Source organism: Flavobacterium sp. 5, from assembly GCF_002813295.1.
Lineage (GTDB): Bacteria > Bacteroidota > Bacteroidia > Flavobacteriales > Flavobacteriaceae > Flavobacterium.
Genome location: NZ_PHUE01000001.1, coordinates 4,134,111 through 4,156,534, shown reverse-complemented (window position 1 = coordinate 4,156,534; position 22,424 = coordinate 4,134,111). Strand labels below are relative to the sequence as shown.

21 protein-coding genes and 1 pseudogene are annotated in these 22,424 nt (G+C 33.4%); 6 read left to right on the top strand and 16 right to left on the bottom strand.

Annotated elements, in window-relative coordinates; translation table 11 throughout:
• Positions 1–7 precede the first annotated feature (7 nt).
• From CLU82_RS17400 to CLU82_RS20755, 4 genes are all read right to left on the bottom strand, one after another.
• On the bottom strand, positions 8–2,971 hold the full coding sequence (locus CLU82_RS17400) for a hypothetical protein (protein ID WP_100844290.1): 2,964 nt from the start codon (positions 2,969–2,971) through the stop codon (positions 8–10).
• 272 nt (positions 2,972–3,243) lie between these two features.
• On the bottom strand, positions 3,244–3,495 hold the full coding sequence (locus tag CLU82_RS17395; RefSeq protein ID WP_100844289.1) for a hypothetical protein: 252 nt from the start codon (positions 3,493–3,495) through the stop codon (positions 3,244–3,246).
• Between the two features lie 2 nt (positions 3,496–3,497).
• Complete coding sequence (locus tag CLU82_RS17390; RefSeq protein ID WP_100844288.1) at positions 3,498–4,196, bottom strand: DNA methylase; 699 nt, start codon at positions 4,194–4,196, stop codon at positions 3,498–3,500.
• Positions 4,184–4,372: a hypothetical protein gene (locus CLU82_RS20755; protein ID WP_157813390.1), complete on the bottom strand. Its 189-nt coding sequence runs from the start codon at positions 4,370–4,372 to the stop codon at positions 4,184–4,186. Before CLU82_RS20755 ends, CLU82_RS17390 begins: the two co-directional genes overlap by 13 nt.
• A 196-nt stretch (positions 4,373–4,568) precedes the next feature.
• Here CLU82_RS20755 and CLU82_RS17385 point away from each other — a divergent pair, with 196 nt between their 5' ends.
• Together CLU82_RS17385 and CLU82_RS17380 are read left to right on the top strand one after the other, a co-directional pair.
• Positions 4,569–4,943, top strand: a complete 375-nt coding sequence (locus CLU82_RS17385; protein WP_157813389.1) for a helix-turn-helix domain-containing protein — start codon at positions 4,569–4,571, stop codon at positions 4,941–4,943.
• A 5-nt stretch (positions 4,944–4,948) separates the two neighbouring features.
• Entirely contained in the window at positions 4,949–5,803 is an 855-nt protein-coding gene (locus tag CLU82_RS17380) for a hypothetical protein (RefSeq protein ID WP_100844286.1), read from the top strand.
• A gap of 554 nt (positions 5,804–6,357) precedes the next feature.
• Here the strand turns inward: CLU82_RS17380 and CLU82_RS17375 are convergent.
• Complete coding sequence (locus CLU82_RS17375; RefSeq protein ID WP_100844285.1) at positions 6,358–6,822, bottom strand: hypothetical protein; 465 nt, start codon at positions 6,820–6,822, stop codon at positions 6,358–6,360.
• A gap of 212 nt (positions 6,823–7,034) precedes the next feature.
• Between CLU82_RS17375 and CLU82_RS17370 the strand changes: the two genes are divergently transcribed.
• Both CLU82_RS17370 and CLU82_RS17365 read left to right on the top strand, forming a co-directional pair.
• On the top strand, positions 7,035–7,505 hold the full coding sequence (locus CLU82_RS17370) for a RadC family protein (RefSeq protein WP_100844284.1): 471 nt from the start codon (positions 7,035–7,037) through the stop codon (positions 7,503–7,505).
• An 810-nt stretch (positions 7,506–8,315) separates the two neighbouring features.
• A complete protein-coding gene (locus CLU82_RS17365) occupies positions 8,316–9,590 on the top strand; it encodes an O-acetylhomoserine aminocarboxypropyltransferase/cysteine synthase family protein (RefSeq protein WP_100844283.1) in 1,275 nt (424 codons plus the stop codon).
• Positions 9,591–9,690: 100 nt separating this feature from the next.
• On the opposite strand, the gene CLU82_RS20750 is transcribed toward CLU82_RS17365, so the two are convergent.
• From CLU82_RS20750 to CLU82_RS21170, 4 genes and pseudogenes are all read right to left on the bottom strand, one after another.
• Complete coding sequence (locus CLU82_RS20750) at positions 9,691–9,855, bottom strand: hypothetical protein (protein ID WP_157813388.1); 165 nt, start codon at positions 9,853–9,855, stop codon at positions 9,691–9,693.
• A 109-nt stretch (positions 9,856–9,964) separates the two neighbouring features.
• Positions 9,965–10,369: pseudogene (locus tag CLU82_RS17360) on the bottom strand (transposase); the annotation flags it as partial.
• A 19-nt stretch (positions 10,370–10,388) separates the two neighbouring features.
• Positions 10,389–10,742: a transposase gene (locus CLU82_RS17355; RefSeq protein ID WP_100844282.1), complete on the bottom strand. Its 354-nt coding sequence runs from the start codon at positions 10,740–10,742 to the stop codon at positions 10,389–10,391.
• A 14-nt stretch (positions 10,743–10,756) separates the two neighbouring features.
• The gene (locus tag CLU82_RS21170) at positions 10,757–11,050 is read right to left on the bottom strand and encodes a DDE-type integrase/transposase/recombinase (RefSeq protein WP_100844281.1); all 294 of its coding nucleotides are present in this window, start codon (positions 11,048–11,050) and stop codon (positions 10,757–10,759) included.
• Positions 11,051–11,456: 406 nt separating this feature from the next.
• Here CLU82_RS21170 and CLU82_RS17340 point away from each other — a divergent pair, with 406 nt between their 5' ends.
• Positions 11,457–12,662: a hypothetical protein gene (locus CLU82_RS17340; RefSeq protein WP_100844279.1), complete on the top strand. Its 1,206-nt coding sequence runs from the start codon at positions 11,457–11,459 to the stop codon at positions 12,660–12,662.
• A 160-nt stretch (positions 12,663–12,822) separates the two neighbouring features.
• Here CLU82_RS17340 and CLU82_RS17335 read toward each other — a convergent pair whose 3' ends face one another.
• The 7 genes from CLU82_RS17335 to CLU82_RS17305 all read right to left on the bottom strand — a co-directional run bounded on the left by CLU82_RS17335 (position 12,823) and on the right by CLU82_RS17305 (position 19,577).
• The gene (locus CLU82_RS17335) at positions 12,823–13,455 is read right to left on the bottom strand and encodes a hypothetical protein (RefSeq protein ID WP_100844278.1); all 633 of its coding nucleotides are present in this window, start codon (positions 13,453–13,455) and stop codon (positions 12,823–12,825) included.
• A gap of 6 nt (positions 13,456–13,461) precedes the next feature.
• On the bottom strand, positions 13,462–14,460 hold the full coding sequence (locus CLU82_RS17330) for a hypothetical protein (protein WP_100844277.1): 999 nt from the start codon (positions 14,458–14,460) through the stop codon (positions 13,462–13,464).
• 131 nt (positions 14,461–14,591) lie between these two features.
• A complete protein-coding gene (locus tag CLU82_RS17325; protein WP_157813386.1) occupies positions 14,592–15,434 on the bottom strand; it encodes a hypothetical protein in 843 nt (280 codons plus the stop codon).
• A gap of 43 nt (positions 15,435–15,477) precedes the next feature.
• Complete coding sequence (locus CLU82_RS17320) at positions 15,478–16,389, bottom strand: site-specific integrase (RefSeq protein ID WP_100844275.1); 912 nt, start codon at positions 16,387–16,389, stop codon at positions 15,478–15,480.
• Between the two features lie 81 nt (positions 16,390–16,470).
• Positions 16,471–18,096, bottom strand: a complete 1,626-nt coding sequence (locus CLU82_RS17315) for a hypothetical protein (protein ID WP_157813385.1) — start codon at positions 18,094–18,096, stop codon at positions 16,471–16,473.
• Between the two features lie 81 nt (positions 18,097–18,177).
• Positions 18,178–18,906: a hypothetical protein gene (locus tag CLU82_RS17310; RefSeq protein WP_100844273.1), complete on the bottom strand. Its 729-nt coding sequence runs from the start codon at positions 18,904–18,906 to the stop codon at positions 18,178–18,180.
• A gap of 95 nt (positions 18,907–19,001) precedes the next feature.
• Entirely contained in the window at positions 19,002–19,577 is a 576-nt protein-coding gene (locus CLU82_RS17305) for a tyrosine-type recombinase/integrase (RefSeq protein ID WP_100844272.1), read from the bottom strand.
• Positions 19,578–20,636: 1,059 nt separating this feature from the next.
• Between CLU82_RS17305 and CLU82_RS17300 the strand changes: the two genes are divergently transcribed.
• The gene (locus CLU82_RS17300) at positions 20,637–22,235 is read left to right on the top strand and encodes a hypothetical protein (RefSeq protein WP_100844271.1); all 1,599 of its coding nucleotides are present in this window, start codon (positions 20,637–20,639) and stop codon (positions 22,233–22,235) included.
• The last annotated feature ends 189 nt before the right edge of the window (positions 22,236–22,424 follow it).

The following is a 22,424-nucleotide window of genomic DNA, read 5'->3' as shown; positions in this document are numbered from 1 at the left end:
GCAGGGTTTAAAATGGTAAATCGTCTATTTTTTCGCCTAATTGCAATTGTTTTTGTTCCGTTGCAATTGGAGTTTCATTTGTTCTGATGTAGAAAAATTCAAGAATATCTCTTTTGCCTTTTTCGTTGGTGTGTGGCTTTTTGATTGTTTTTTTATCAGCACTTAAATACTCTACAGGATTAAAAGTCCAACCTCTCATTTTGCAATATTCCTGTAATGATTTTTTGAAATTGGTAGCTGTCTTTTTATATTTTTCGCCAGCATGCAAAGTATAAGCTTTCTGTACTTCAGCTCTTAAAAGAAATTGATTGAGCGTACCGTTTACAACTTCCTGCGTTTCGCTCTCTTCGTCAATCATTGAATGCGTAAAATAACCCTCACACCAGTTCATAAAGTTTTCACCCATTGAAGCCTGTATATTGGTTAAATGAATATTGTTTTGCGGGGCTTGCAATTCGTTGTCTCTATTGGATAAATACAATTGGCAGCACTCCATTAGGAAAAAATAAAATTTGTTCCATTGCTTCGCATCCCAATAGCTTGAAAACAAATCTTTATTATTGAAGTCGTTAGAAATTTTACGCTCTTCATTGTATTTTTCGGTTTTTACGTGGTAGTAATCCGAAAAGGAAATAAAGAACAAACGCCCTAAAGTGGATTGATTAATTTTACCAATTCCGAAATTAGATGTTGCAGCCATTTTGCCAGCATCATTAAATTCAACATTATACGGTTTCTTGGTTTTTGGATTTACAGATATAGGACCCGTTACCCAGTTATAGAAAAATTCTACTCCTAAATATTGGTCAATATCTTCTATACGTATGTAATCGTTATCTTTTGTAAAACCATCCAGCAAATGTGAATTAGTTGTAATGTTTTTAGATTTTCCATTGATGTAATAGTGATTATTCAATAGCCTGTCTATTCCATTTAATAAAACCGATTTACCTGAACGACCGTTACTGTCTTCTTCGCTTTCTTTTGGAGCATCATCCATTATATAAATGAATTTTGCAAAAGATTCTATTTTAAAACGGTGTAATAAATAACCAATTCCAAAGCATTTATTCAAAAAATGTTTCTCCTGGATCAATCGCTCATTTTCGGTCAAACATTCAGCCGAAAGATTGAAGCGGTTTTCATTGTGGTATTTTTGTTTAGCTTCTTTTAGTTCTTTGTTATTGATAAAATCGCCAAAAGGTTCTTCCAATTCTTTGCGCCAATACATGCGGCTGCCATTGATTAAATAATTCATATAGTCGCAATCCTGTTGCAATATTTCTACTCTATCGTTTCCAGCTTCATCTTTGTAGTGTCTGAAACTTTGTTTTTCGGCAAATATGGTTTTATCAACTATTCTATAATCCCAAACATAATTTTTCAAATCCTTGTAAGGCTTCAACTCAATACCCTCTTTGGAAATGGTGGCAAATTGATTATTGAAAAAGAAAGTTTGCGTTTCTTCGGTAAAATTTTTAAAATCCAAAACTATTTTATCCATTGATAAGAGTTTTGTTTCATTGAATTGATCCGTATTTTTAATAAGGTCAATGACTTCAATAGGCTGTCCTTTTTCGATTAGGTACATTTCTGAAAATTTACGTATATCGTTAGGAAAATATTGCTCGACAATATGCTCGTTTATCCTTATGAAAATAAATTCCTGAATACCTGTTTTTTCTGTGTATTTCTTTTCTGGATAATACAGATGAAATCCTTTTATCTTAAGAAAATAATGTAAATAAGAGGTTTTTACCGACCAGCGTTTTGATTTTTCGTTACGTTCAAAGAATTTCATTTTCAATGCCCCAGAAAGCAAGTTTTTGAACTGAAATTTTAAGCTTTTCAAGTCCGATTTTTTATAAAATTTCATCCAATCCCTGAAATCTTTTCCGTTCGTTCCTATTTTTTCCTTTGGCAGCCAAATGCTTTTCATGTTCCAAAAGTTTTCAGCAACTTCATAGCCATATTTTACGCCTGATTCATCAACATCAGGGAGATTGTAAATGTTTTTTACAATTTTTTTCAGTTGGCTGTATTCCTCATAATTTATTTGTTCACTTTCTGAATTGTACCAAATAACATCATAATCTAAAGAAGCAACATTCAAACCGTCAGAACCGCCCGAAGCGATTATAACCGTATCAATTTTTAATTCTTCACGTTGTGAAATCAGGCTTCTTTTTAAATTATCGTCAGTATAATCACAATCTTTAATTTGCTTGTTTAAAATTTCAATTCCAGCAAAATCTACACTATCAATTATTTTTTGTAATCCGTAAACATGGCGAACAGGTTTTTTTCCTAAATAGCCATGCTTATACGTTTTATCTTTAGAAAATGGTGCATAGGTTTTGCACCAGCTTTTTTCTGGCATATAGCAAAAGATTGGGAAACTATCAGTTGCAGTAACTTTGATGTAATTTTTTTGATTTGTCTTTTTGTTTATGAAAACTTTCTCATAATAATCTACGGTGAAAAAATCATATTCAGCAGCTAATTCAGGTGTTATGTGTGTGCCAATAATATCCAGCTGTTTATGCTCTTTGGTTACAACATTAAACCAGTCTAAAGGACGTTCGTCAGTTTCGTCAAGGGTTTTTATTTCGGTTGTGGCTTTGAAAAATGTGTTGTTTCCATCAAGATTAAACCATTCGTACAACATTTTTAAGCACGGATAAAAGTCTAAACCGCTTTGCTCTATTGCAATTCCTATGGGTGTGAAGAAATCCCCTCCAAAGTCCTTAACACGCCAGTAATTAACTCCCACACTTCCTTTTAGTCCTTTGTCATTTTTAACTAAATAACAAGATGCTGTATTGTCAGTATCTCTATATTTAAAAGGGAATTTGTCATTTTCTAACGCTTTGCCAAAACCGTCACAATTGTCAAGATACTTTTTAATAATATCGAGACCGTTATCCGTTTTTTCGTAAAGGGTTTCTAAGTTAAATTTATAGTTAGCCATTCTAGGGTTTTATTCGGTTTGGTGTATTTTTTTTATTGCAATAAATTGTATTGATTAACTTCAATATCATTTATTTGTCTGCCAATGGCTGTATCACATATTGAAATGATTTTTTTTAAATAGTGCCATTTTATTTAATTATTTAAAAAAATTGATTTTTATTAGTATCACACCAACTGTAGCCATACCAATGAATAAGATAAAATAGGCGAAAGTTAAAATTGCAATTATGCAATCCAGGTGTTTTATTTTTTTTTGCAGTTCGTCCATTATTAGAGCAAGGTTTGAAGTTGTTTATTTGCTTTTTCGTTTTGGTTTTTAACGGCTTTTACAAGCTTTACAATTGCTATTTCTACAGTTGTATTTTCGGTGCGGCCGTTTACTATATCCTGAATTATTTTTGGTGTAAAAACCTTGTTTCTCATGGGTTTTATTTCCTTTTTTTCAAGATGTGCAATTATCTTAGCAGAATATTTTCCACCAAGTATATTGCATATTGCTTCTTTTTGAGTTTCGTTAATCATGATTAGGTTTTTAAAAAATAGTGTCCAATATATTGCGTGTAAGCTGGTGGAATTGCTTCCCGCAATTCTTCTGTAGTCATCCACCAAATTGCCATCGCGTTACTCCAAACTTCTAGGATGTTATTACCTGGGACTTTGAACCTTTTCCCTCCTTTTACTTTTAATTGTCCGTTACCTACACACATTGCATAATCGCCATTTTTTACCGTTCCAAGTTTCTTCGGTGCAAATGGCTGCATCATGAAAAAATTATTTAATTGAAACTTTCTTGATCGCAAAACCTGTAGTTTAAACATATCGCCATTAAGTACTAAATCGCTTCTTATCGGGGCTTGCAATACATTTTCGATTATGCTTGGTCTTTTTATACTTTCCAAAAAAGCATGAACTTGTACGCATATATCCGAGTACTCTTTTTCTGGATTATTTTTGCGTGTGGGAGCGGTGCTGTTCGAATATTTTTGAAAAGGCGGCGAAGCGTGAATATGCGTGTATTTGCGCCAGTTTTTCTTTAAATGTACCATTGCATCACCTTGAATAAATGTGAAAGGATAATTGGGCTGTGCCTCAATATCTACACCAACAATTTCAATTTCGTAACCCAAATCTTGTGCAGCAAAAAAATAACCCATGCTACAGCCTCCAGCTTTGCAAAACAAGTCCAGTAGTTTGATTTTTTTGACTTTTTTTAGTTTTGCCATGATGATTTTATTATCTCGTTTCTTAAAAAATAATTCATCATCCTGTCATAAACCAATTGAGTAATATGGCTTATCGGTTGCAATTCCTCCATTAGTTCTTTTACTTCTAATAATTCGGTTGCATCATTGCAGGAGTTAAGTATTTTAGCTTGCTGGGAATTGTTGTATGTTCTCATATTTATGAAATATTTGGCACTCTTTTTGTATCCTCTAATTGCAAGAAATTGCAATTGTTTTTTTTATATCTTGCAAGTTGTTTTAAAAGCGTTTTTGAGTCGTTTTAAAGTCGTTTTACATTGCAAATATATGCAACATTTGCAATATTTTGCAATATTGATGAGTTATTTTGCAAAATGTTTTAAAAAATGTTATATGAAGTTGATTATCAAAGAATTAAGAGAGAGTAAAAATAAGACACAAGATGAAATCGTGGCTCTTTCAGGAATAAAAAAACGAACGTATGTAGATTACGAAAACGGAAAGGCAGATATTCCGTTATCGAAATTGCAAAATATTGCAACTGCATTGCAGGTTGCTATTTTTGATTTAATAGAAGAAAGTAATAGTGAATATGTCAAACTGATTTCAGAACCAAAATCTACATATAGTAAAAATCAAATTGATTATAGAGAAAAATTGATAGAATCATTAGAAAGTCAAAATTTAGATTTAAAAAAAGATAAAATAGAATTGCAAAAGGATAAAGAATTATTAGCAAAAATTATTACTAACTCAATTAACAAATAACCAAAATGAAGAAAATTTCACTAATCGTTTTTTTTACAATTTTTACTCTACAAAATTGTTTTGCTGATCAGCTTCAAGTATTGACATTTGAAAGAGCTAATAAAGCTGCTTCATTTATAAAAAATAAGACAAATGTTATTTTATTTTGTGGATGTTGTGACAATATCCCTAAAAGATTAATACAAGTTACTGGGACATCAGTAAAGCCTGCCGATATAAAAATTAACGGCGTATCACAATACTCAATACTACTTTCGGGTATAGATTTAAATACAAATGAAGTAATAAATGAAATAATTGATTTAGCTTATGTTTATATAAAGGTAAACAGTTCTTCTATAACCGTTGGGAAATTTTTAAATTATAAATGCGATCCGTGTATAGAAAATTTTGATTGGGATTTTAATGCAAATCCTAACGATACAGAACTATCAAAAATCGAATCGAATCCACAAATTCATTTTAAAAATTCCTTAGAAAGTAATGAATACTCTTTAGTATCTCTTTTAGTACAGCACCAACCAGTTTTAGAAGACTATAAATTAATTTTTAAAGATGATTTTTACAAAATAGCTTATAATGCTTTTGATAAGTTATTTTACAATTTAATTCCTGAAAAATTTAATAACACAGATTTTCAAAATCAAAAAAAATTTAAAATTACAGTTTTCAATACCAATGATGTAATTAATAATAATTGTGATGTTTGTCCAGGAGCATTAAAAAAAATTGCACCTAAAATGAAGCCAAATGTATTATGCTATATAGTTAAATTTTCTAAAGATGATTCTACATCAGGTACAAGTTTTTCATTCTTTTCATTTTTAAATGGCAGATGGGTTTATTTTCCAATAAATTAAAAGACAAAAATCACATTTTGGCTTTAAAAAATCAATTGTTTACATTTTTTTTATAAACAAAAAAATATGTAAACAAATTTATAAACAGGCTTAAAGCCTTTATTTTGTAGCTTATTTTACAATTGTTTATAATGTTTATATTTTTTTTATATAAAGAAGAATATAGGATATAAAGGAAAAAAAAGGAGAGAAAAAACGGGGAGCAGGGGAAATAATTACCGTCCCGAGGCGTGATAATAAGGGATGCAGAATAATTACCGTCCCGAGGCGTGATATAAGGTATTAAATAAAAGGAATGGGGCTTTTTGCTCACTGGTTAGCTGTTCGCTAACCACCTCACAAAAACCCCCATTCCTTTTATTTAATGAGTTTTTATACAACCGCTACGCTATTGTAACTATAGCTAAAAACAGGGCAAACTACCCAATGAAGACCCAGTAAAACTATAACTAATTGATTTTTAACTCATAACAAAATGAAAATAATTCAGTCAAGGTCACTTCTCGGGACAAGGAAGAAATATCTTCTTTTGTCCCGTTTTTTTTATCCCCTAATTACTTATTAATCAAATATATACGACTTGCAATTTCATTGACTCGAGCGGTTTGGAATTCATTATTTCTAAATGTAAAATTTTCGGGGTAAATTAAACCAATTAAATCTCTAGCTTCCGATAAATTAGTATTTGTATAAGCAAAATTCAATTCCAATAGCCTGTCAAGTCCCATATTTAAAAGCCCTTCGATATCTTGCTTTGAATCTGAAATATTATTAAGATCATTTTCTAACTGGTTTATAATAGAGCCGTACTCCATGTTCATTTTCTGATAATCTTCCGAATCTATTTTTTCCGTTACTAGAAGTTCTCTCGCATTAGACAATCGTTTTTCATAATTGGATATCTGAACAAGTATTTTACTTTTTTCTTCTTTGAATCCGCTTGTATGCCCATTATACGATTCTAAAATTAAGGCGCTATATAATTTTTTTATCGGCTGAAGTGGTTTATAATTTTTCAAATTATTTATAAAAGGCACTGGAGCTTAAAAACATATTCCTAAGAAGAATCTATCGAATAATATTAAAACAAAGTTCGGTAATCAGTGTCGGTTCACTAACAAAAAATTCCCCCATAAATACTCGGTTACTCCTCCCTTTATTGCGTTGCTTTTTGCGCTCGCTCCCCTATTACCGTGCCAGTTCTATTATTAATCTTTAAATTATAGAAATCATGGAAAATCATGGAAAAAATCAAAAATGCCTTACTGTTGCAGAAATAGAGCTACACTACAAAACCAAAATAAAAGCATCTGAACGTCCTCAAATTATTTCTGCAAAATCAGCTTATGAAATTGCACTTCAAATTTGGAATCCAAATACTATTGAACTCTTCGAAGAATTCAAAATTTTACTCTTAAACAACAGTAACAAAGTACTTGGTGCCTATGAGGTTTCTTCAGGTGGCATTACTGGAACAGTAGTAGATGTAAGACTAATATTTTCAGCAGCTCTGAAAGCCAACACCTCAGCAATTATTATGATTCATAATCATCCTTCAGGTAAACTTATTGCCTCTGAAGCTGATAAAAATATAACTGCTAAAGTAAAAGCAGCAAGCAAGATTCTAGATATCCAACTTTTAGATCATCTAATCATTACTCAAGAAGGATATTACTCCTTTGCTGATGATGGTATCTTATGACACCATTTCAAAAAATAGCATTATATTATTTTTAAAAGATGTTTAGCATTTCTAGTGCTAAACATTCCTGAGGTAAAACCATTTGCTAAAAAACATTACAAAAAATTATTATAAAAAACGTTTATCGCTATTGCACAGTAAGTACGGAAGTTCAAAAAAGAAAAGGGTATTCTTTGAATGAACAAGAGGATAATTGATTAAGTCTCCAACACTGATTTGCATAGTCGTATTAAAAGTTATTTTTTCAACTCAAAAAAAGAGTGCTGCGCAGAAGTTACTGAAGAAGTAGAATGGTTTGATCTTATTCGCAGAGAAACTATTGCTACTCCAAAACAAATTCTGCAGCATTTTAATAAGCTTCCTAGATAAAATTTTCTTTAATTTTAGAAAATTTGTTAGGTATCAAAATTATAAGCTGAATTTGGTCGCCCATCACATCTTCTAAACTTTCATAAATAAAAAAATATTTTAAGTTGAAATAATTAGTATTGAAATGTGTTATTCAACCTTTAATTAAAAGAGTTTTACTATTAACTTATACTCTTCTATGACCATAGATAATATGGATTTTGTAAAAAAAACATAATTTATTTAAAATCATTTGGATACCAATAAATTAGTCCCGAAATTTGAGTTCAAATAGTTACAAAAATTGAAAGTAAAAAAGTTTATAATGTATATGACCAAACAGTTTTTTTTCTGCGGGTTATAGTATTGCTTAAACTTTAAAATATAAATTATTAGCAAAACCTCACTAGAAATTAGGAGGTTTTTTTTTGAAATGAATTCTAAATATATAAAACAATTATCATGGATACTTTAAAATTTGAGACTAATACACTTCACGCAGGACACGATGTAACACAACACGGAGGAACAAGAGCTGTTCCTATTTATCAAACTTCTTCCTATGTTTTTAAGAATTCTGAGCACGCAGCTAATTTATTTGGATTAGCCGAAGCAGGATATATTTATACACGTTTGAATAATCCAACCAATGATATTTTAGAACAACGTTTAGCAGCGCTTGAAGGAGGAATTGGTGCAGTAGTAACAGCTTCAGGAACTGCTGCTATTACTACAGCTTTGCTAACAATCCTTAAAACTGGTGACCATATTGTAGCTTCTAGTAGTTTGTATGGAGGAACATTTAATTTGTTTAATTCGACTTTGCCCAGATTAGGAATTACAACAACTTTTGTTGATCCATCGGATGCAGCTAATTTTGAAAAAGCAGCTAACGAGAATACGAAAGTGATTTTTGTAGAAAGTTTAGGAAATCCAAAATTAGACGTATTGGATTTGAAAGCAATTGCTGCTGTATCAAAAAGTTTAAAAATACCATTTATGGTAGACAATACAGTGCCCTCACCTGCCCTACTAAATCCAATTGCACATGGAGCAAACATTGTAATTCATTCGCTAACGAAATATATTGCAGGAAACGGAACATCTTTAGGTGGGGCTATTATTGATGCAGGAACTTTTGATTGGAGCAGTGGTCGTTTCCCTGAATTTACAGAACCTAATGCTGGATACCATGGTTTAGTTTATCACGAAGCCTTAGGTGCTGCTGCTTTTATTGCGAGAGCAAGAATTGAAGGATTACGTGATTATGGTGCGGCTTTGAGTCCTTTTAATGCATTCCAAATTATTCAAGGATTAGAAACGCTTTCTATACGTGTCCAAAGACATAGCGAAAACGGATTGGCATTGGCACAATGGCTGGAAAGTCAAGACCAAGTTGCTTGGGTAAATTATCCAGGATTAAAATCAAGTAAATACCATGACTTAGCAAAAGAATATTTGCCAAAAGGACAAAATGGTTTATTGACTTTTGGATTGAAAGGTGGTTTTGAAGCGGCAAAGAAATTAGCTGATGAAACAAAGTTGTTTTCATTATTGGCGAATATTGGAGATACTAAATCGCTAATAATTCATCCGGCAAGTACAACGCACCAACAATTGTCCGAAGAACAGCAATTGAGCTCAGGAGTTTCAAAAGATTTAATACGTCTTTCGGTTGGTTTGGAAAATATAGAAGACTTGAAAGCTGATTTGAAAGCTGTTTTTGATACGTTGTAATACTATTGATTAAATACAAAAGACCCTGCGTGTGTCAGCAGCAACAGGGTTTTTAAAACTAAAAAAAAATAGAAAGGGCGAACTTTTGGACACTTTTTAACTAATAAAGCCCTTTTATAAATTGATAGTCTTTGTCTAATGGATTTTCTTGGTTATTGAGTTCTTTCGATTTTAGTATTTGCATTGCAGTTATTTTTATTTTTATCATAAAAACAATGGCTAATAAGACAAATACAATAATCATAATGGCTAAAACTTGTATCATAATTTCTTTTATTTAAAAGGTTAATTTATTATTTATAATCTCGTTGTAAGAGTCAATATTAGTCTCTCTTTTTTTAATGATTCGTTGTTGTAACTAAAATTATTGCAAATAGTTTTTGAACATGAAAACGATCTGTTACTTGTTTGGCTTTTGGAAAAGATTTTTTAGCTATTAATTTCATGCTATTAGCCATGTCAAGGGTGATTTCAGTAACCTGATTACGCTTTTTTAAATCTATTTTTCGCAAATGATTAATTACAATTTCTTATTTAGTCCCAGCAATAATAGCAACTATAGCCCCCTTGTTGCCTTTAGCTGCTTTGTTCGTAACTACAGTGTAAAGTTCTCCCATTGATAAATTCACTTCATCTATTGACAAATGACTACCCATGTTCTCAGGAAATATCAGCCAATCATTCGCGTGTTCCCGCTGTTCCCAAGCAGTGAAGTTACTAAGGTGTTTTTTATATTGACGCTGTAGTTTTTTTCCATTGACTTCGAAGAAAAAACCAATAGTATGGCAATCGTTTGCTTTAGTATCTATTAATTTCTTTTAAAAAAGCAGCAAACTCATGAGTCATTCGGGTTCCTTGAGCTGATATATTCCAATCACGCTGAATAATTTCTTGAGATTGTTTATCTGTCCAACGTCTTCTTTTAATGTGCAGATAAACGAATTTACCACGTAATGGAAAATCCTGAATGGTAATTTCATTTAAAAATCCTTTTGAGATAAGTTGTCTGTTGTTATTTTCTTTTGGAGGTGTATTTTTCTCTTCAAAAAAGAGATGCATTTTTTCTTGTTCGATTTTGGTATTTATCAAATCAAAGTGTTCTACAATTAATTCGGGAAGTATGAGTTTTAGAAGTTCTATATAATTATCCAAGGCTTACTTTTTTTTCAAATCTCGGAAATATTTAATTCCTCCCCAACTTTTGTTCTTGATCCCCTAATCTTAATATTCGAAAATGACCTTTTATTGTAAACTCTTATTGCGCTGGTGTTCGAGCCACATTTGTCGATATTTATTACCACAGGTCTGCAGCTATTATTTATTGCCCTAATTAGAAAAGACTGGGCACTCATTCTCTGCCGTCTTTTTGTCAAAAGAAAATCGAATGTATTTCCATATTTATCAACAGCCCGATATAAATAACACCAAATACCTTTAACTTTTATATAGGTTTCATCCATCCTCCAGCTCACTCCTACTCCATTCTTTCTCTTTTTCAGCTGGATTCAATCAATGGAGTAAATTTAAATACCCAGCGCTGAATAGTCGCATGATCAACCTGTATTCCACGCATTTTCATTATTTCCTCGACATCCCTATAACTCAAAGTAAATCTTAATTTAAAATAAACTGCTTGAAGAATAATAGACTTAGGATAACAATGACCTTTGGTATTCATTTAATATATTTTAAAGTCCTAAAGATAATAGTTATTAAACAGATGCGACAAAACCCGATACTGGAGACATAGACCTACTCCAAAACGATTACAAGCTGTCTGAATCAGCACTACGTTTCCCAAACGTAAACTCAATACTAATTCCAAAGAAAGCACAGTACAATCTAAGCAAATACGTTCCAAAGCCGATGCTCAAAGCAATTGACAACGATGTTAGCATAGCGGTTGAAAAATGCTTGGTATTCCTGTACAATCTTGCAAGTACGTATTACACTGATGATAAGTGGAAGTGCCTGAACGCTGAGCTACTGCATGAGCAAACTAAAAACGCAGACAATACCTATATATATACTAAAATAATCGAGGTTCTTAAAGCAGGAACTAGCACGGGTGCATTTATCGAGGTTGATGATAGTTATCAAGCTGGCGTACACTCAAAGAGGTTCCGATTGACCGATACTTACTTAAAAGCTGGACTCGTTGAGTACATCATTAAAGATACTGGGATAATACGCACTAGAAACAAGCTGTATTACCAGCAATTACATCAAGCTATGATAAATCCAATTTGCTCCAATCTCATTGCGATGTATCCAAAGATTGATTTACCTACTAGTTCAGAATTGCTGGCTATCGGAAAGAAATTGGCTAAAGCGGGTCGTACTACAAAAAAAGGTAAAATACTGACCATGCGTAATAAACACAAAAATGATTATTGGATTGATGTCGAAAACAGAAGCTTTATTGAAGATAATATCAAACTCTTTGAGTTCTTGACTGGTCGTGGGTTTATGATTCCTAGTGCTGGTGATACGTCTAGCGGTGGACGTGTTGTGGATAGCTTTACGCTCATGCCGTCATGGATACGAGAAGAAATTACAATCGATGGTAAGAAGCTTGTTGAATGTGATTATAAGGCACTACACCCAAACATAGCCGTTAAAATGTATGAGGGCAACACAAGTTACCTCACACATGAGAGCGTAGCGGAATCATTAGGTATTGACATCAAAGAAGTCAAAAAGCTTCACTTGAGCTTTTTCAATATGAAATGGAATCAAATGAGAAACTCACCGCTATTTGACTACTACTCTAAAAATGAGTCCGACATGTTAGATAGAATCTATCATGATAAAAAGGAACACGGTCACAAGATTACTTCTCAAAAGATGTTTAGCGTTGAAGTAGCCGTTATGAGCGATGTTATTACGTATCTGAATGCTAAAGGTGTTCACGTTCTGTACGTGTATGATGCGCTTATGTGTGAAGAAAAAGATAGGGAACTTGTCGCCGAAACCATGAACTGCATTATTCTGGAGCATGGCGTAAAAACCAGAGTTAAGGTAAATAATAGTGATTTGGTTGAATCAAGGCATATTATTTTAGGGCTTTAGTAAAGTAATAAAAAACAAAAACCACTCCATTTTAGAGTGGCTTTTTTGTTTGCTTTAGATGTGGGTGCGAAGTCGGAGACATTCCCACAGCTTTTATTTAGAACTCTTCAAAAAGCTAGGATATACAAATATCTATTACTAACTCTGAAACACCACTTATTTAATTCACTTTAATTAATTCTTTAGCATCAGATAATAATAATTCCACTTTGTCATTATCAAAATAAGTATTTATAACTTGAATAAACATATTTCTATTGCCTATTACACTTAAATCATAAAAATCACCAACATTTTTTCCTTGCTGAATTAAATATAGCATTGATACTTTCATTTTAATGGTTTCAGGATGATTTATAATTAATGTTTCTAATCTTCTTATTTCATTATAATTACATTCTATATCTTTCGAGTCGTTCTCAAAATCCTTTGATTTAAACCAAGGTTTTAAATTATACCAATTATTTTCTTTAAAGAGATTTCCTCTATACGATTTAAACCATGGCGATTCTTTTGAATAATTTATAGACTTTCCTATATATTTCCATGAATATTTGCCTTTAATACTTGGGTATTTGTTTATAGGAACAGGTCCGAAAAGAATTCCATTAGACCTAATTTCATCAATGTTATCAATACTTTTTTCATCACTAGAAGCTTTGTATGCATAAACCTGAACTAAAATCCCATCAAAACTATGAACATCAGAATAGTCCAATAATTCAGCATACACTAATCCTAAATCAAATTCTAAGCTTATAGAATATATATTCCCTGAATATTCTGTTTTCATATCTTACTAATTAACTTTAAATAATTTTTCCCAACCCTCTACGTTTGTATCCAACCAAGCTTTACCCTGTGTTGTATAAATTTCTTTAATTGTTGCATTATTAACATTCGATAGAACTGGCTTAACAGTATTTGAAGCTTTTCCTTTCCATCCGTTTAGCTCCATTATCAATTGTTCCACACCAAGAGCAGTACCGTTATCAGGTATCATTTCTAATTGTTTAAATGCTTTTATTGCGTAATCATTTATTTTACCTATTGAATATCTATTTGCAATACCATTTTTGGCTTTACCAATATATAAAAGAAATTCACCACTTTTTTCCTCTAATTTAAATCCTTGGTAAATTGTCCAAAGTGCTCCAGCCTTTTTTGCACCTCCCATTAATGCAATAGCTTCTCCTGCCATTTTACTTTTTCCACCACCTAAACCGCCTAACATAATTGTTAAATCAGGATAGGGCTCTCTACCTGTTAAGTATCCATTTGAATCAACACCATTTCCGTGCCAATCTCGTGCACCTTCAGTGTACATTGGAAATTTTTCCCAATTTGACATTGGAGGCATAACTTGCCCGTTCTTAGTATCTAATTGGGTATATGCATAATTCCCTTTAGAATACCAACCTGATTTTGCATTATCAGACCCCATGTGCCAGAACCAATCTAAAGTTGGTTGATATTTTTCATCTTGAAAAAAGGCATCTTTCGGCGGAGTATATTGTGCGGTTTGCTTCTCACCTTCACTCTTACCTTTTGTTGTTGGCTCTAAGCCCTCTAATTCTCCAGAGTCAATAACTCTATTTCCACTAAATGAATACGGAGAATAAAATGGATATTTTGGTGCTAAAGGGTCAATAGCAAAGAACCTTCCAACTCTAGGGTCGTGCATCCTAAAGGTGTAGTTTAAGCTGTTCCCTTCGCCTTTTATCTCATCATCTTTTTCCTGTCCCTGAAACCCATATCTGTAATTGTCGCTTTGCCCATGTCTTGTTGGGACTTGCATTCCAAAAGGATAACCCTTTATACGCTTTTTTTGAGTCAGGTTTTAATTTTAAGAACGTGGCACGAATATATACAAAAAAACCACTTAGATTGCTAAGTGGTTCACTGAATTATTATAAATGAATATTTTATTTAATGATTAAATCGTTCCATGGGATGATTACATTCCAACTTCAATTTCAAATCATCGATGCTTTTAAAATCATATCGTTGAACACTGGTTACATAGCGATAGCCACCTAAATATTGAGCTTGGCGTAGTCCTAATTCCTTGACCCAAATACTTATTCGGGATTGTTTGAGCTGTTTAAAATCTTTCACATAATGGAATTCTCTTTTGATTCGTTTGCTTAGTCTTGACAATGCTCCATCTAAAGCAGTTGCACCACCACAGCTAAAAAATAAGCTATTGGTTGTCAATCGATATTCCTTTAATAACGGTGTTCTAATTTCATACAGATATTGGGATAAATGTAGCATCTGTTTAGGGTTTAAATCAATATATCTCTCGTTAGTGTTTAGGTTTCCATTAACGTAAATGCGTGCCTGTTCTAATTGCAAATCCTCCAACTGTAATAAGCCAATTTCTGAGCGTTGTAATCCTAAAAAGACCATCATGCCGATAATACATCTATCTCGCTTCTGAACAAGAGTATTGGCTGAGGTGTCTCGATAGATTGCACTCAAGAACTCTTCATCGAGTAGCTTAGTTGGGGTCTTACGTTCGTTCTTAGCCAAATGAACCAGTAAGGCGGGATTTGATTTCATGGCTATAGCTTGGTTGAAATGGGTTATAGCCGTTTTGTAAATACTTATGTTTTGATTGGTATCTCCTTTTGATTTTCGGTACGATAGGAAGTCATAAGTAAGGTTTAGGGTCATCATTTTGGGTTCGATGTTATTTGCCATGAGCCAATCCAAATAACTACTAACGCAGGTCTTATAGCCTTTGTAAGTTGTCAGAGTATAGCTCAATTCATCCACTAAATAGTTTCTAAATCTATCAATCATTTTATCTTTATCCATAGTATTCGTTTTTTAAGTGAGTATAAATCATAGTTGAATCAAGGCTTTGATGTCCTAAGAACTTTGCTACATCTTCAATTATCATGTATCGGTGTAGATGGGTCGCAATGGAGTGTCTCAATAAATGACAAGTAACCACCTTGCCAATATTTATTTTTTTAGATAACCGTTCTATTACTTTGCCGAGTGTCCCGTCATTCATCTGAGTTCCTCGCTCGGTTATTAGAAAGCTAGTAAGGTCACTGTTGCTGTCTAGCATTAAATTCCTAACATTAAACAAATACTCTTCGATATTCTGCTGAACTTTGGTTGACATGGGAACGTCTCTAGCATGCTTGGTTTTAGACTTGTCAATATGAACTCGACCTTTGTTCAAATCTATTTCGCTTATGTCCAATTGCAAAGCTTCTTTCCTTCTTAGACCACAGCCGTATAGGAGGCTAAGAATGGCTTTATCTCGTATTCCTAACAGATTGTCACCACAAGCATCAAATAATAACTCTACCTCATTCTCTAGTAAAATCTCCTTGGGGGCTGTCTCGCTTTTATCAATCCTGATTTGAATACCACTTTGACCGTGACCGATTTCCTGTTGCTGGCTCAATACAAATTCAATGAATCTTAAAACACATTCCCGATGCTTGAGTAGATAGGCTGGTGACATTGTTCCGTTTTTGGTCTCTAGGGGTCTATTCTTTAAATATTCAAAATACTCATCGACTCGTTTTTGATTGATTTGGCTGAGCTTGGTGATACCTTTTTGCTCTAGGTAATGCAAAAATTCTTTAACACTGTTGGCTTTGATATATACTTGACTCTGTGAAGCTCCTTGAGTCTCTAATCGAATAGCAAAGCGTTCTAAGGCTTCAATAAATGGAAGGATATGTATTTCTAATTTTTTCATATTTCTTTTTTATATAGTATCATTAAGTTTCTCATTTATTGAGCTTAGTCCAGTATTCACAAGCCATTGAGCCATGAGAAACTACTGAGATTGCAATGAGATTATCTCTTTTTTGAAGTCTTCGTACTGCTTTGCGGTGCTGTTGGTATCATTCCAATTGGCAACGGTGTAAGTATATCCGTCCTTTCTGTTTCCATCAGTGCGCTCCAACTTGCCGTAATCATAAAGCGTATTGATATGTCTTGCAAAACTTGAGGGAACGGCTTTTAGTTTGGCTCGCATGTCTTTGACAAAGAATTCCGATTCTTTATAACTTTCGGGTGATTCTTTGATAAGAGTGTTCTTGATTCTGACTAGTGTACTTGCTACTTTGAAATGGAGTTCTTTTTCTTGTTTGAACCAAATTTCTTTAAAGAGTTCCAATGCCTGTTCCATGTGCTTAGCTTGCACCTCAATTTGGTAAACACCTTTTGTTTGTGTCATAACTAGTTGTTTTTGATGTAGTAGAGCGATGAGGGTCGTGATTCTTAAAAATTGGGTTATGAGTCTTCCATCGTTATCAAAAAACGCACTGACATTCAATTGCTCAAGATAAGGATTGACCACCTTAATAGCTTTTAATTCTCGAAATAAGCCTTGTATTTTGGCTTGAGCGGTTAGTAGTTCATTTTCATCTAATAGCCCTGCAAATCGCTTTATTTCTGCTGTGGTTATGGCTTCTTTTATTGCATTGAGATTAGAGATTGGTATTGCCATCACTGTATCGGTGTTCATGAGTTCATGGTAGCCTCTAGCGGTAGAACTAATAAAACTGAGATTTCCTTTTACCATTTTGCTACTGGCTCGGTAAGTGCCTTGCTCGGTGTTTTCCGTAACCAATCGATTGACCTCACCTTGTAGAATTAGTTCTGTTATAGCCGTGTTCTTTTTTCCTAATGTATCGATGCTTGGCAAGAGCAATACTTTGTTTTTCCAATAGTTTTCATTTGGAGCATAATACAATACACTATCTGAAATTGAGGTCTTAAATCGGTTTATCTCAGCAGGCAACACATTGGAAAAGGTTTTGATTAATTCACTGGAAATCTCAGTACTGCCTTGTAAAATGCCATGCATCACACTAGGGAGTTTACTACTGAGAGCTATTAAAAACAATTGCAATCCTATTTTACCACATTGAACACCCGCTTGAACCAGAAGCTCTTGCAAATCCTCCAAAAGCGTATCACTATTCAATAATTCTTTAAGCTTCTTTTGGTCTTTGGTGCTACTGGCAGGAACTAAGATGTTTTCTTCTTTATAGGTTAGCTTGTTCTTACGATACGATTCTAAGCGTTCGGTAAGGTCAAAAATGAAATCAGCTATGATGGTAGAATCAATTTTTAATTTGATGCTGGTCTGTCTAATAAAATTTTGAATATTATTCTCATTATACAAATCGACTGTATTGCGGTACACATCTTGTGCGCTCATCTGTGGTCTTCGAGAAATCTTTAGTGTTACTTGAAACCTTGTTAGATTTAGCGTTGAAATACCTCCAATTACCTCCGCTTCCAGATTGCCGTTTTGGTACTTTATAAAATCAGTATTGGTCAAATCCAGTCCGTAGCCATTAAGTAAGGGGTCTTCGAGTTGAACTGCTGTTTTTGGGTCGAAATCAATTCTCATAAAACTCTGTGGTTCTTGTTCTTGCATGTTGTTTTTCATCTGATGCAAGGTTAAAATTAGAGGTAAGAATCCCTGTTCGGGTCTTGCACCGAAGAGATAATTCAATAAAAAGAGGTTTGTTTAGTTCTTAAGCAGGACGGGAATCAATTCTTCACCCGCAAAAATTATATCTTGATAAATAAACTTGCTCAAGGCATCTTTATCGTTAAAAATTCCCGCATCCATCATATTATGAATCGATTTTATATTGTCAAAATCAAATTCAATTTTATCGTCAGGCTCAATCTCTAGTAACTTGATGGTGTCTTTAACCGTTCTATGTCCCATGAAACTCGAAAGTGATACGAAGACCTGCTTTTTGTAGTGGTATTTTTTAGCCATATCCAAAGCCCAAGCGATTTCAAAGGAATTTGTTTTTAAGGTTTTTAACTGTAAATCGAATCCAGTCTTTTCTTTTAGTTCAGCTAAAAAGTCTTCTCCAAAACGCTTCAATTCCCTATTTAAAGTCGATGAAGTCAAAGGTTTACCCGTTTTATAATTCATATAAAGAGTATCTTCAATGTTCACAATAGGAAGTTTGGCATAAGCTATTTCTATCGATTCTTGGATGGAGTGATTAATTGACCGAATAGGAGTTTCTTTATCAGAAATAACTAAATCATGTTTTGGATGATTATCATCATAGTGCATTACATCATCCCATGTGACACTTAGTAAAGTTCCTATCTTTAGTCCCCATTGTGGGGCGTGCATACACAACAAGGCGTGACCGTATTCGCCTTTATCCCATAACCACATTCCTAATAAGACTATCGTTTGACTGCTCCAATGTTTTAGATTTTCTTCCATGTTGTTGTTATTTCATTTTTGTTATGCAAATGTAACATTTTTATTTGAATAAACAATCTTATTTTCATTTTATTTACGCAAATACAACAAATTAATTATACGCTAAGATATAAGTTACTGATTTCCTGTTCTCTAATCCCTAGGTAGATTTTGGTGGTGGACACACTTGTATGATTGAACAATTGAGACAATAACAATAAAGCTTGGTCAGAGTACTTGTTGACCTCCCACACTCTACGACCTAGTGTTTTTCTCATGAAGTGGCTCGAATACTGACCTCTGACGCTGTATTTGGTAAAAATATCTTTAAGTTTGCTATTCACGTACTGGATGCTAAACGGTTTCTCTCCAAAACGGTTCACAAACATTAAGTCCGTTTCTTTGGCTTCCAATTGGATAAACAATCTTTTAAGTATAATTTGAAGCTCTGGGTTAATGGTCACTTTACGAATCTTTTTAGTTTTCTTTTCGGTGATGGTGAACAACTCTTCATGTAAAACTTGATTCCATCTTAGTTGAAGTAGGTCAGAAATTCTTAGTCCAATATAAGAACCTGTTGCAATAAGTAGCGCAAATTTTAGGTCATTATCTCGCTCCAACTTCAAAACGATAGTTTGCATCTTATTCCACTCTAAAAAATCACTCGTTGTTTTTTGTCCTTTTAATGCCATAATCTTCTAATTTAGTTTCACTTTTATTCCTTAATATATGTATCTGAATGTGGCCATTTTACTAACCTCTGCGAACACCCTATTTTACTGGGTTTACGCTGTCACTTTCACTTCTTATCAAAAGTGAAACAAATGTCCAGGTCTATTTTGGATTAAACAAGAAAAATCCTGGATTTCCTGGGCTCACAGCTTTTTTGAAATGTAGACCAACAAAAAAACGAGGTCTTAGCCTCGTTCTTTGGATTGCAATAATTTTTGAAACAATTTATATTCTTTATCGGTGAAATCTATTCTTTTAAAATGGATAGGTAGCTTTAGCGGTTCTGATTGTAGAACTTGTTGCCATTGGGATAATCGTATTAGTATTCTCATAATCTCTTTATACTATAAATATGCGCTAAAAGTTGTTCCAAAATTTTTTGTCCAAAATTTTTAGCGCAGTAAACGGACATATCCAACGCTATCAGTATGAATGTGTACGTTTTGGGAATCGTGAAAGGCGGTAACTTAGTGCTGTAAATCAGTGATTTATACTATGCAGGGAGGTAGGAGAGGGAGGACATGAGCTGGCAGTTCCATTTTTAGGCTCACACAGCTCTTACGTGCGAATACACAGTTCTATAGGAACGTAAAGGGAGTGTTATGGTACATCAATGATTTGATAAGATTTTTTTAATAATTAGTTGTTTAAAGAATTATTTCCATTCTTCTTCTATTCTCTTTCCATCATATATGTTACTTTATATATAATAGAATAAATGGGTTGTAACACTACTTGTATAAAGGAATAGATGAATACTTCATTTATAAGTTTATGCTCAATTTGCGCTATTACTTTAATGGAGCTTGAAGAATAATTAAAATATTTTCAAAAATAGTTTTCAAAGACTATTGACTATTTTATCATTTAGAAGTATAATTGATAAAAGCAATAAACTGAGAGAATAACTCATAAAAACCTTGGTTGCTGGGAGTCATGCCCCAGCTTCTCTTACCAAGTAAAATCTAAGAGACAATAATCCGTCCTAAGTGACGGAACGAGAATAAGAGAATATCACAATGAACTCAAAAAATGAAGATTACATTGCCTTCACTGGCGATACTGGAGACATAGACCTACTCCAAAACGATTATAAGCTGTCTCAATCAGCACTACGTTTCCCGAACGTAAACTCAATCCTAATTCCAAAGAAAGCGCAGTACAACCTAAGCAAATACGTTCCAAAGTCGATGCTCAAAGCAATTGACACTGATGTTAGCATAGCGGTTGAAAAATGCTTAGTATTCCTATACAACCTTGCAAGTACGTATTACACTGATGATAAATGGAAGTGCCTGAACGCTGAGCTACTGCATGAGCAAACCAAAAATGCAGACAATACCTATATATACACTAAAATAATCGATGTTCTTAAAGCGGGAACTAGCACGGGTGCATTTATCGAGGTTGATGATAGTTATCAAGCTGGCATACACTCAAAAAGATTCCGATTAACTGATACTTATCTAAAAGCGGGGCTTGTGGAATATATCATAAAAGATACTGGTATAATACGCAATAGAAACAAGCTGTACTATCAGCAACTACATAAAGCTATGACAAATCCAATCTGTTCCAATCTCATTGCGATGTATCCAAAGATTGATTTACCTACTAGCACAGAATTACTAGTTATCGGTAAGAAATTGGTTAAAAAGGGTCTTACTACCAAAAAGGGCAAGATACTGACCATGCGTAACAAACACATAAATGATTACTGGATTGATGCAGATAACAGAAGCTTTGTTGAGGATAATATCAAGCTCTTTGAGTTCTTGACTGGTCGTGGGTTTATGATTCCTAGTGCTGGTGATATGTCAAGCGGTGGTCGTGTGGTGGATAGTTTCACGCTCATGCCGTCATGGATAAGAGAACAAATTACAATCGATGGTAAGAAGCTGATTGAGTGCGATTATAGCGCATTACATCCAAATATTGCTATCAGTTTGTATGATGGTAAAGCAAGTTATCTTACACATGAGAGCGTAGCCGAATCAGCTGGTATTGACATTAAGGAAGTAAAAATACTTCACTTAAGCTTTTTCAACATGAACTGGAATCAAATGAGAAATTCACCGCTCTTTGACTATTATTCTAAAAATGAATCCGACATGTTAGCAAGAATCTATCATGATAAAAAAGAACATGGTCACAAGATTACTTCTCAAAAGATGTTTAGCGTTGAAGTAGCTGTCATGAGCGATATTATTACGTATCTGAATGCTAAAGGTATTCATGTTCTGTACGTGTATGATGCACTTTTATGTGAAGAAAGCGATAGTGATTTGGTAGCAGAAACCATGAATAGGATAATCTTAGAACATGGTGTCAAAACAACGACCAAGCTAAGTGGCACTAAAAACGCACACATGGGCTTAAAGCCAAATATTGATATTAATGAGCAAAAAATCGTTGTTGATTCTTCTATGTTCAATCATAGTTTAAGAGTTAAAAATGAGATATTACAGAAGATAGAGAATGGTGAACTATTGGACTTTATTGATGTTGTAGTTCAATTTGATATAGGTGATACGATGTTAGATAGCGTATTGAAAATATACGATGAGCATAATCCAGAAGCATGCTATGTGTCTGAAAGCTTTATAAAGAGTGCTTGAACTTAGTAATATGAGCAATAAAAACCAAAAGCCACTCCGTTGATGGAATGGCTTTTTATTAGTTATCTATGAGAGTATTGTGTAAAATGGCTCTATAAAAATAGCTTAAATATCATAGATTTTCGGGCTATTCTAAAAAACCTTTTCCTCTAATCTCATACATTATATATAAAATAATATAAATAATTA

What these genes read in the sequence shown, in the direction of transcription:
- CLU82_RS17400 (WP_100844290.1), bottom strand. Translation starts at nt 2,971, where the DNA reads ATGGCTAACTATAAATTTAACTTAGAAACCCTTTACGAAAAAACGGAT.
- CLU82_RS17395 (WP_100844289.1), bottom strand. Translation starts at nt 3,495, where the DNA reads ATGATTAACGAAACTCAAAAAGAAGCAATATGCAATATACTTGGTGGA.
- CLU82_RS17390 (WP_100844288.1), bottom strand. Translation starts at nt 4,196, where the DNA reads ATGGCAAAACTAAAAAAAGTCAAAAAAATCAAACTACTGGACTTGTTT.
- CLU82_RS20755 (WP_157813390.1), bottom strand. Translation starts at nt 4,372, where the DNA reads ATGAGAACATACAACAATTCCCAGCAAGCTAAAATACTTAACTCCTGC.
- CLU82_RS17385 (WP_157813389.1), top strand. Translation starts at nt 4,569, where the DNA reads ATGAAGTTGATTATCAAAGAATTAAGAGAGAGTAAAAATAAGACACAA.
- CLU82_RS17380 (WP_100844286.1), top strand. Translation starts at nt 4,949, where the DNA reads ATGAAGAAAATTTCACTAATCGTTTTTTTTACAATTTTTACTCTACAA.
- CLU82_RS17370 (WP_100844284.1), top strand. Translation starts at nt 7,035, where the DNA reads ATGGAAAATCATGGAAAAAATCAAAAATGCCTTACTGTTGCAGAAATA.
- CLU82_RS17365 (WP_100844283.1), top strand. Translation starts at nt 8,316, where the DNA reads ATGGATACTTTAAAATTTGAGACTAATACACTTCACGCAGGACACGAT.
- CLU82_RS20750 (WP_157813388.1), bottom strand. Translation starts at nt 9,855, where the DNA reads ATGATACAAGTTTTAGCCATTATGATTATTGTATTTGTCTTATTAGCC.
- CLU82_RS21170 (WP_100844281.1), bottom strand. Translation starts at nt 11,050, where the DNA reads ATGGATGAAACCTATATAAAAGTTAAAGGTATTTGGTGTTATTTATAT.
- CLU82_RS17340 (WP_100844279.1), top strand. Translation starts at nt 11,457, where the DNA reads ATGCTCAAAGCAATTGACAACGATGTTAGCATAGCGGTTGAAAAATGC.
- CLU82_RS17335 (WP_100844278.1), bottom strand. Translation starts at nt 13,455, where the DNA reads ATGAAAACAGAATATTCAGGGAATATATATTCTATAAGCTTAGAATTT.
- CLU82_RS17330 (WP_100844277.1), bottom strand. Translation starts at nt 14,460, where the DNA reads ATGCAAGTCCCAACAAGACATGGGCAAAGCGACAATTACAGATATGGG.
- CLU82_RS17320 (WP_100844275.1), bottom strand. Translation starts at nt 16,389, where the DNA reads ATGAAAAAATTAGAAATACATATCCTTCCATTTATTGAAGCCTTAGAA.
- CLU82_RS17315 (WP_157813385.1), bottom strand. Translation starts at nt 18,096, where the DNA reads ATGAAAAACAACATGCAAGAACAAGAACCACAGAGTTTTATGAGAATT.
- CLU82_RS17310 (WP_100844273.1), bottom strand. Translation starts at nt 18,906, where the DNA reads ATGGAAGAAAATCTAAAACATTGGAGCAGTCAAACGATAGTCTTATTA.
- CLU82_RS17305 (WP_100844272.1), bottom strand. Translation starts at nt 19,577, where the DNA reads ATGGCATTAAAAGGACAAAAAACAACGAGTGATTTTTTAGAGTGGAAT.
- CLU82_RS17300 (WP_100844271.1), top strand. Translation starts at nt 20,637, where the DNA reads ATGAACTCAAAAAATGAAGATTACATTGCCTTCACTGGCGATACTGGA.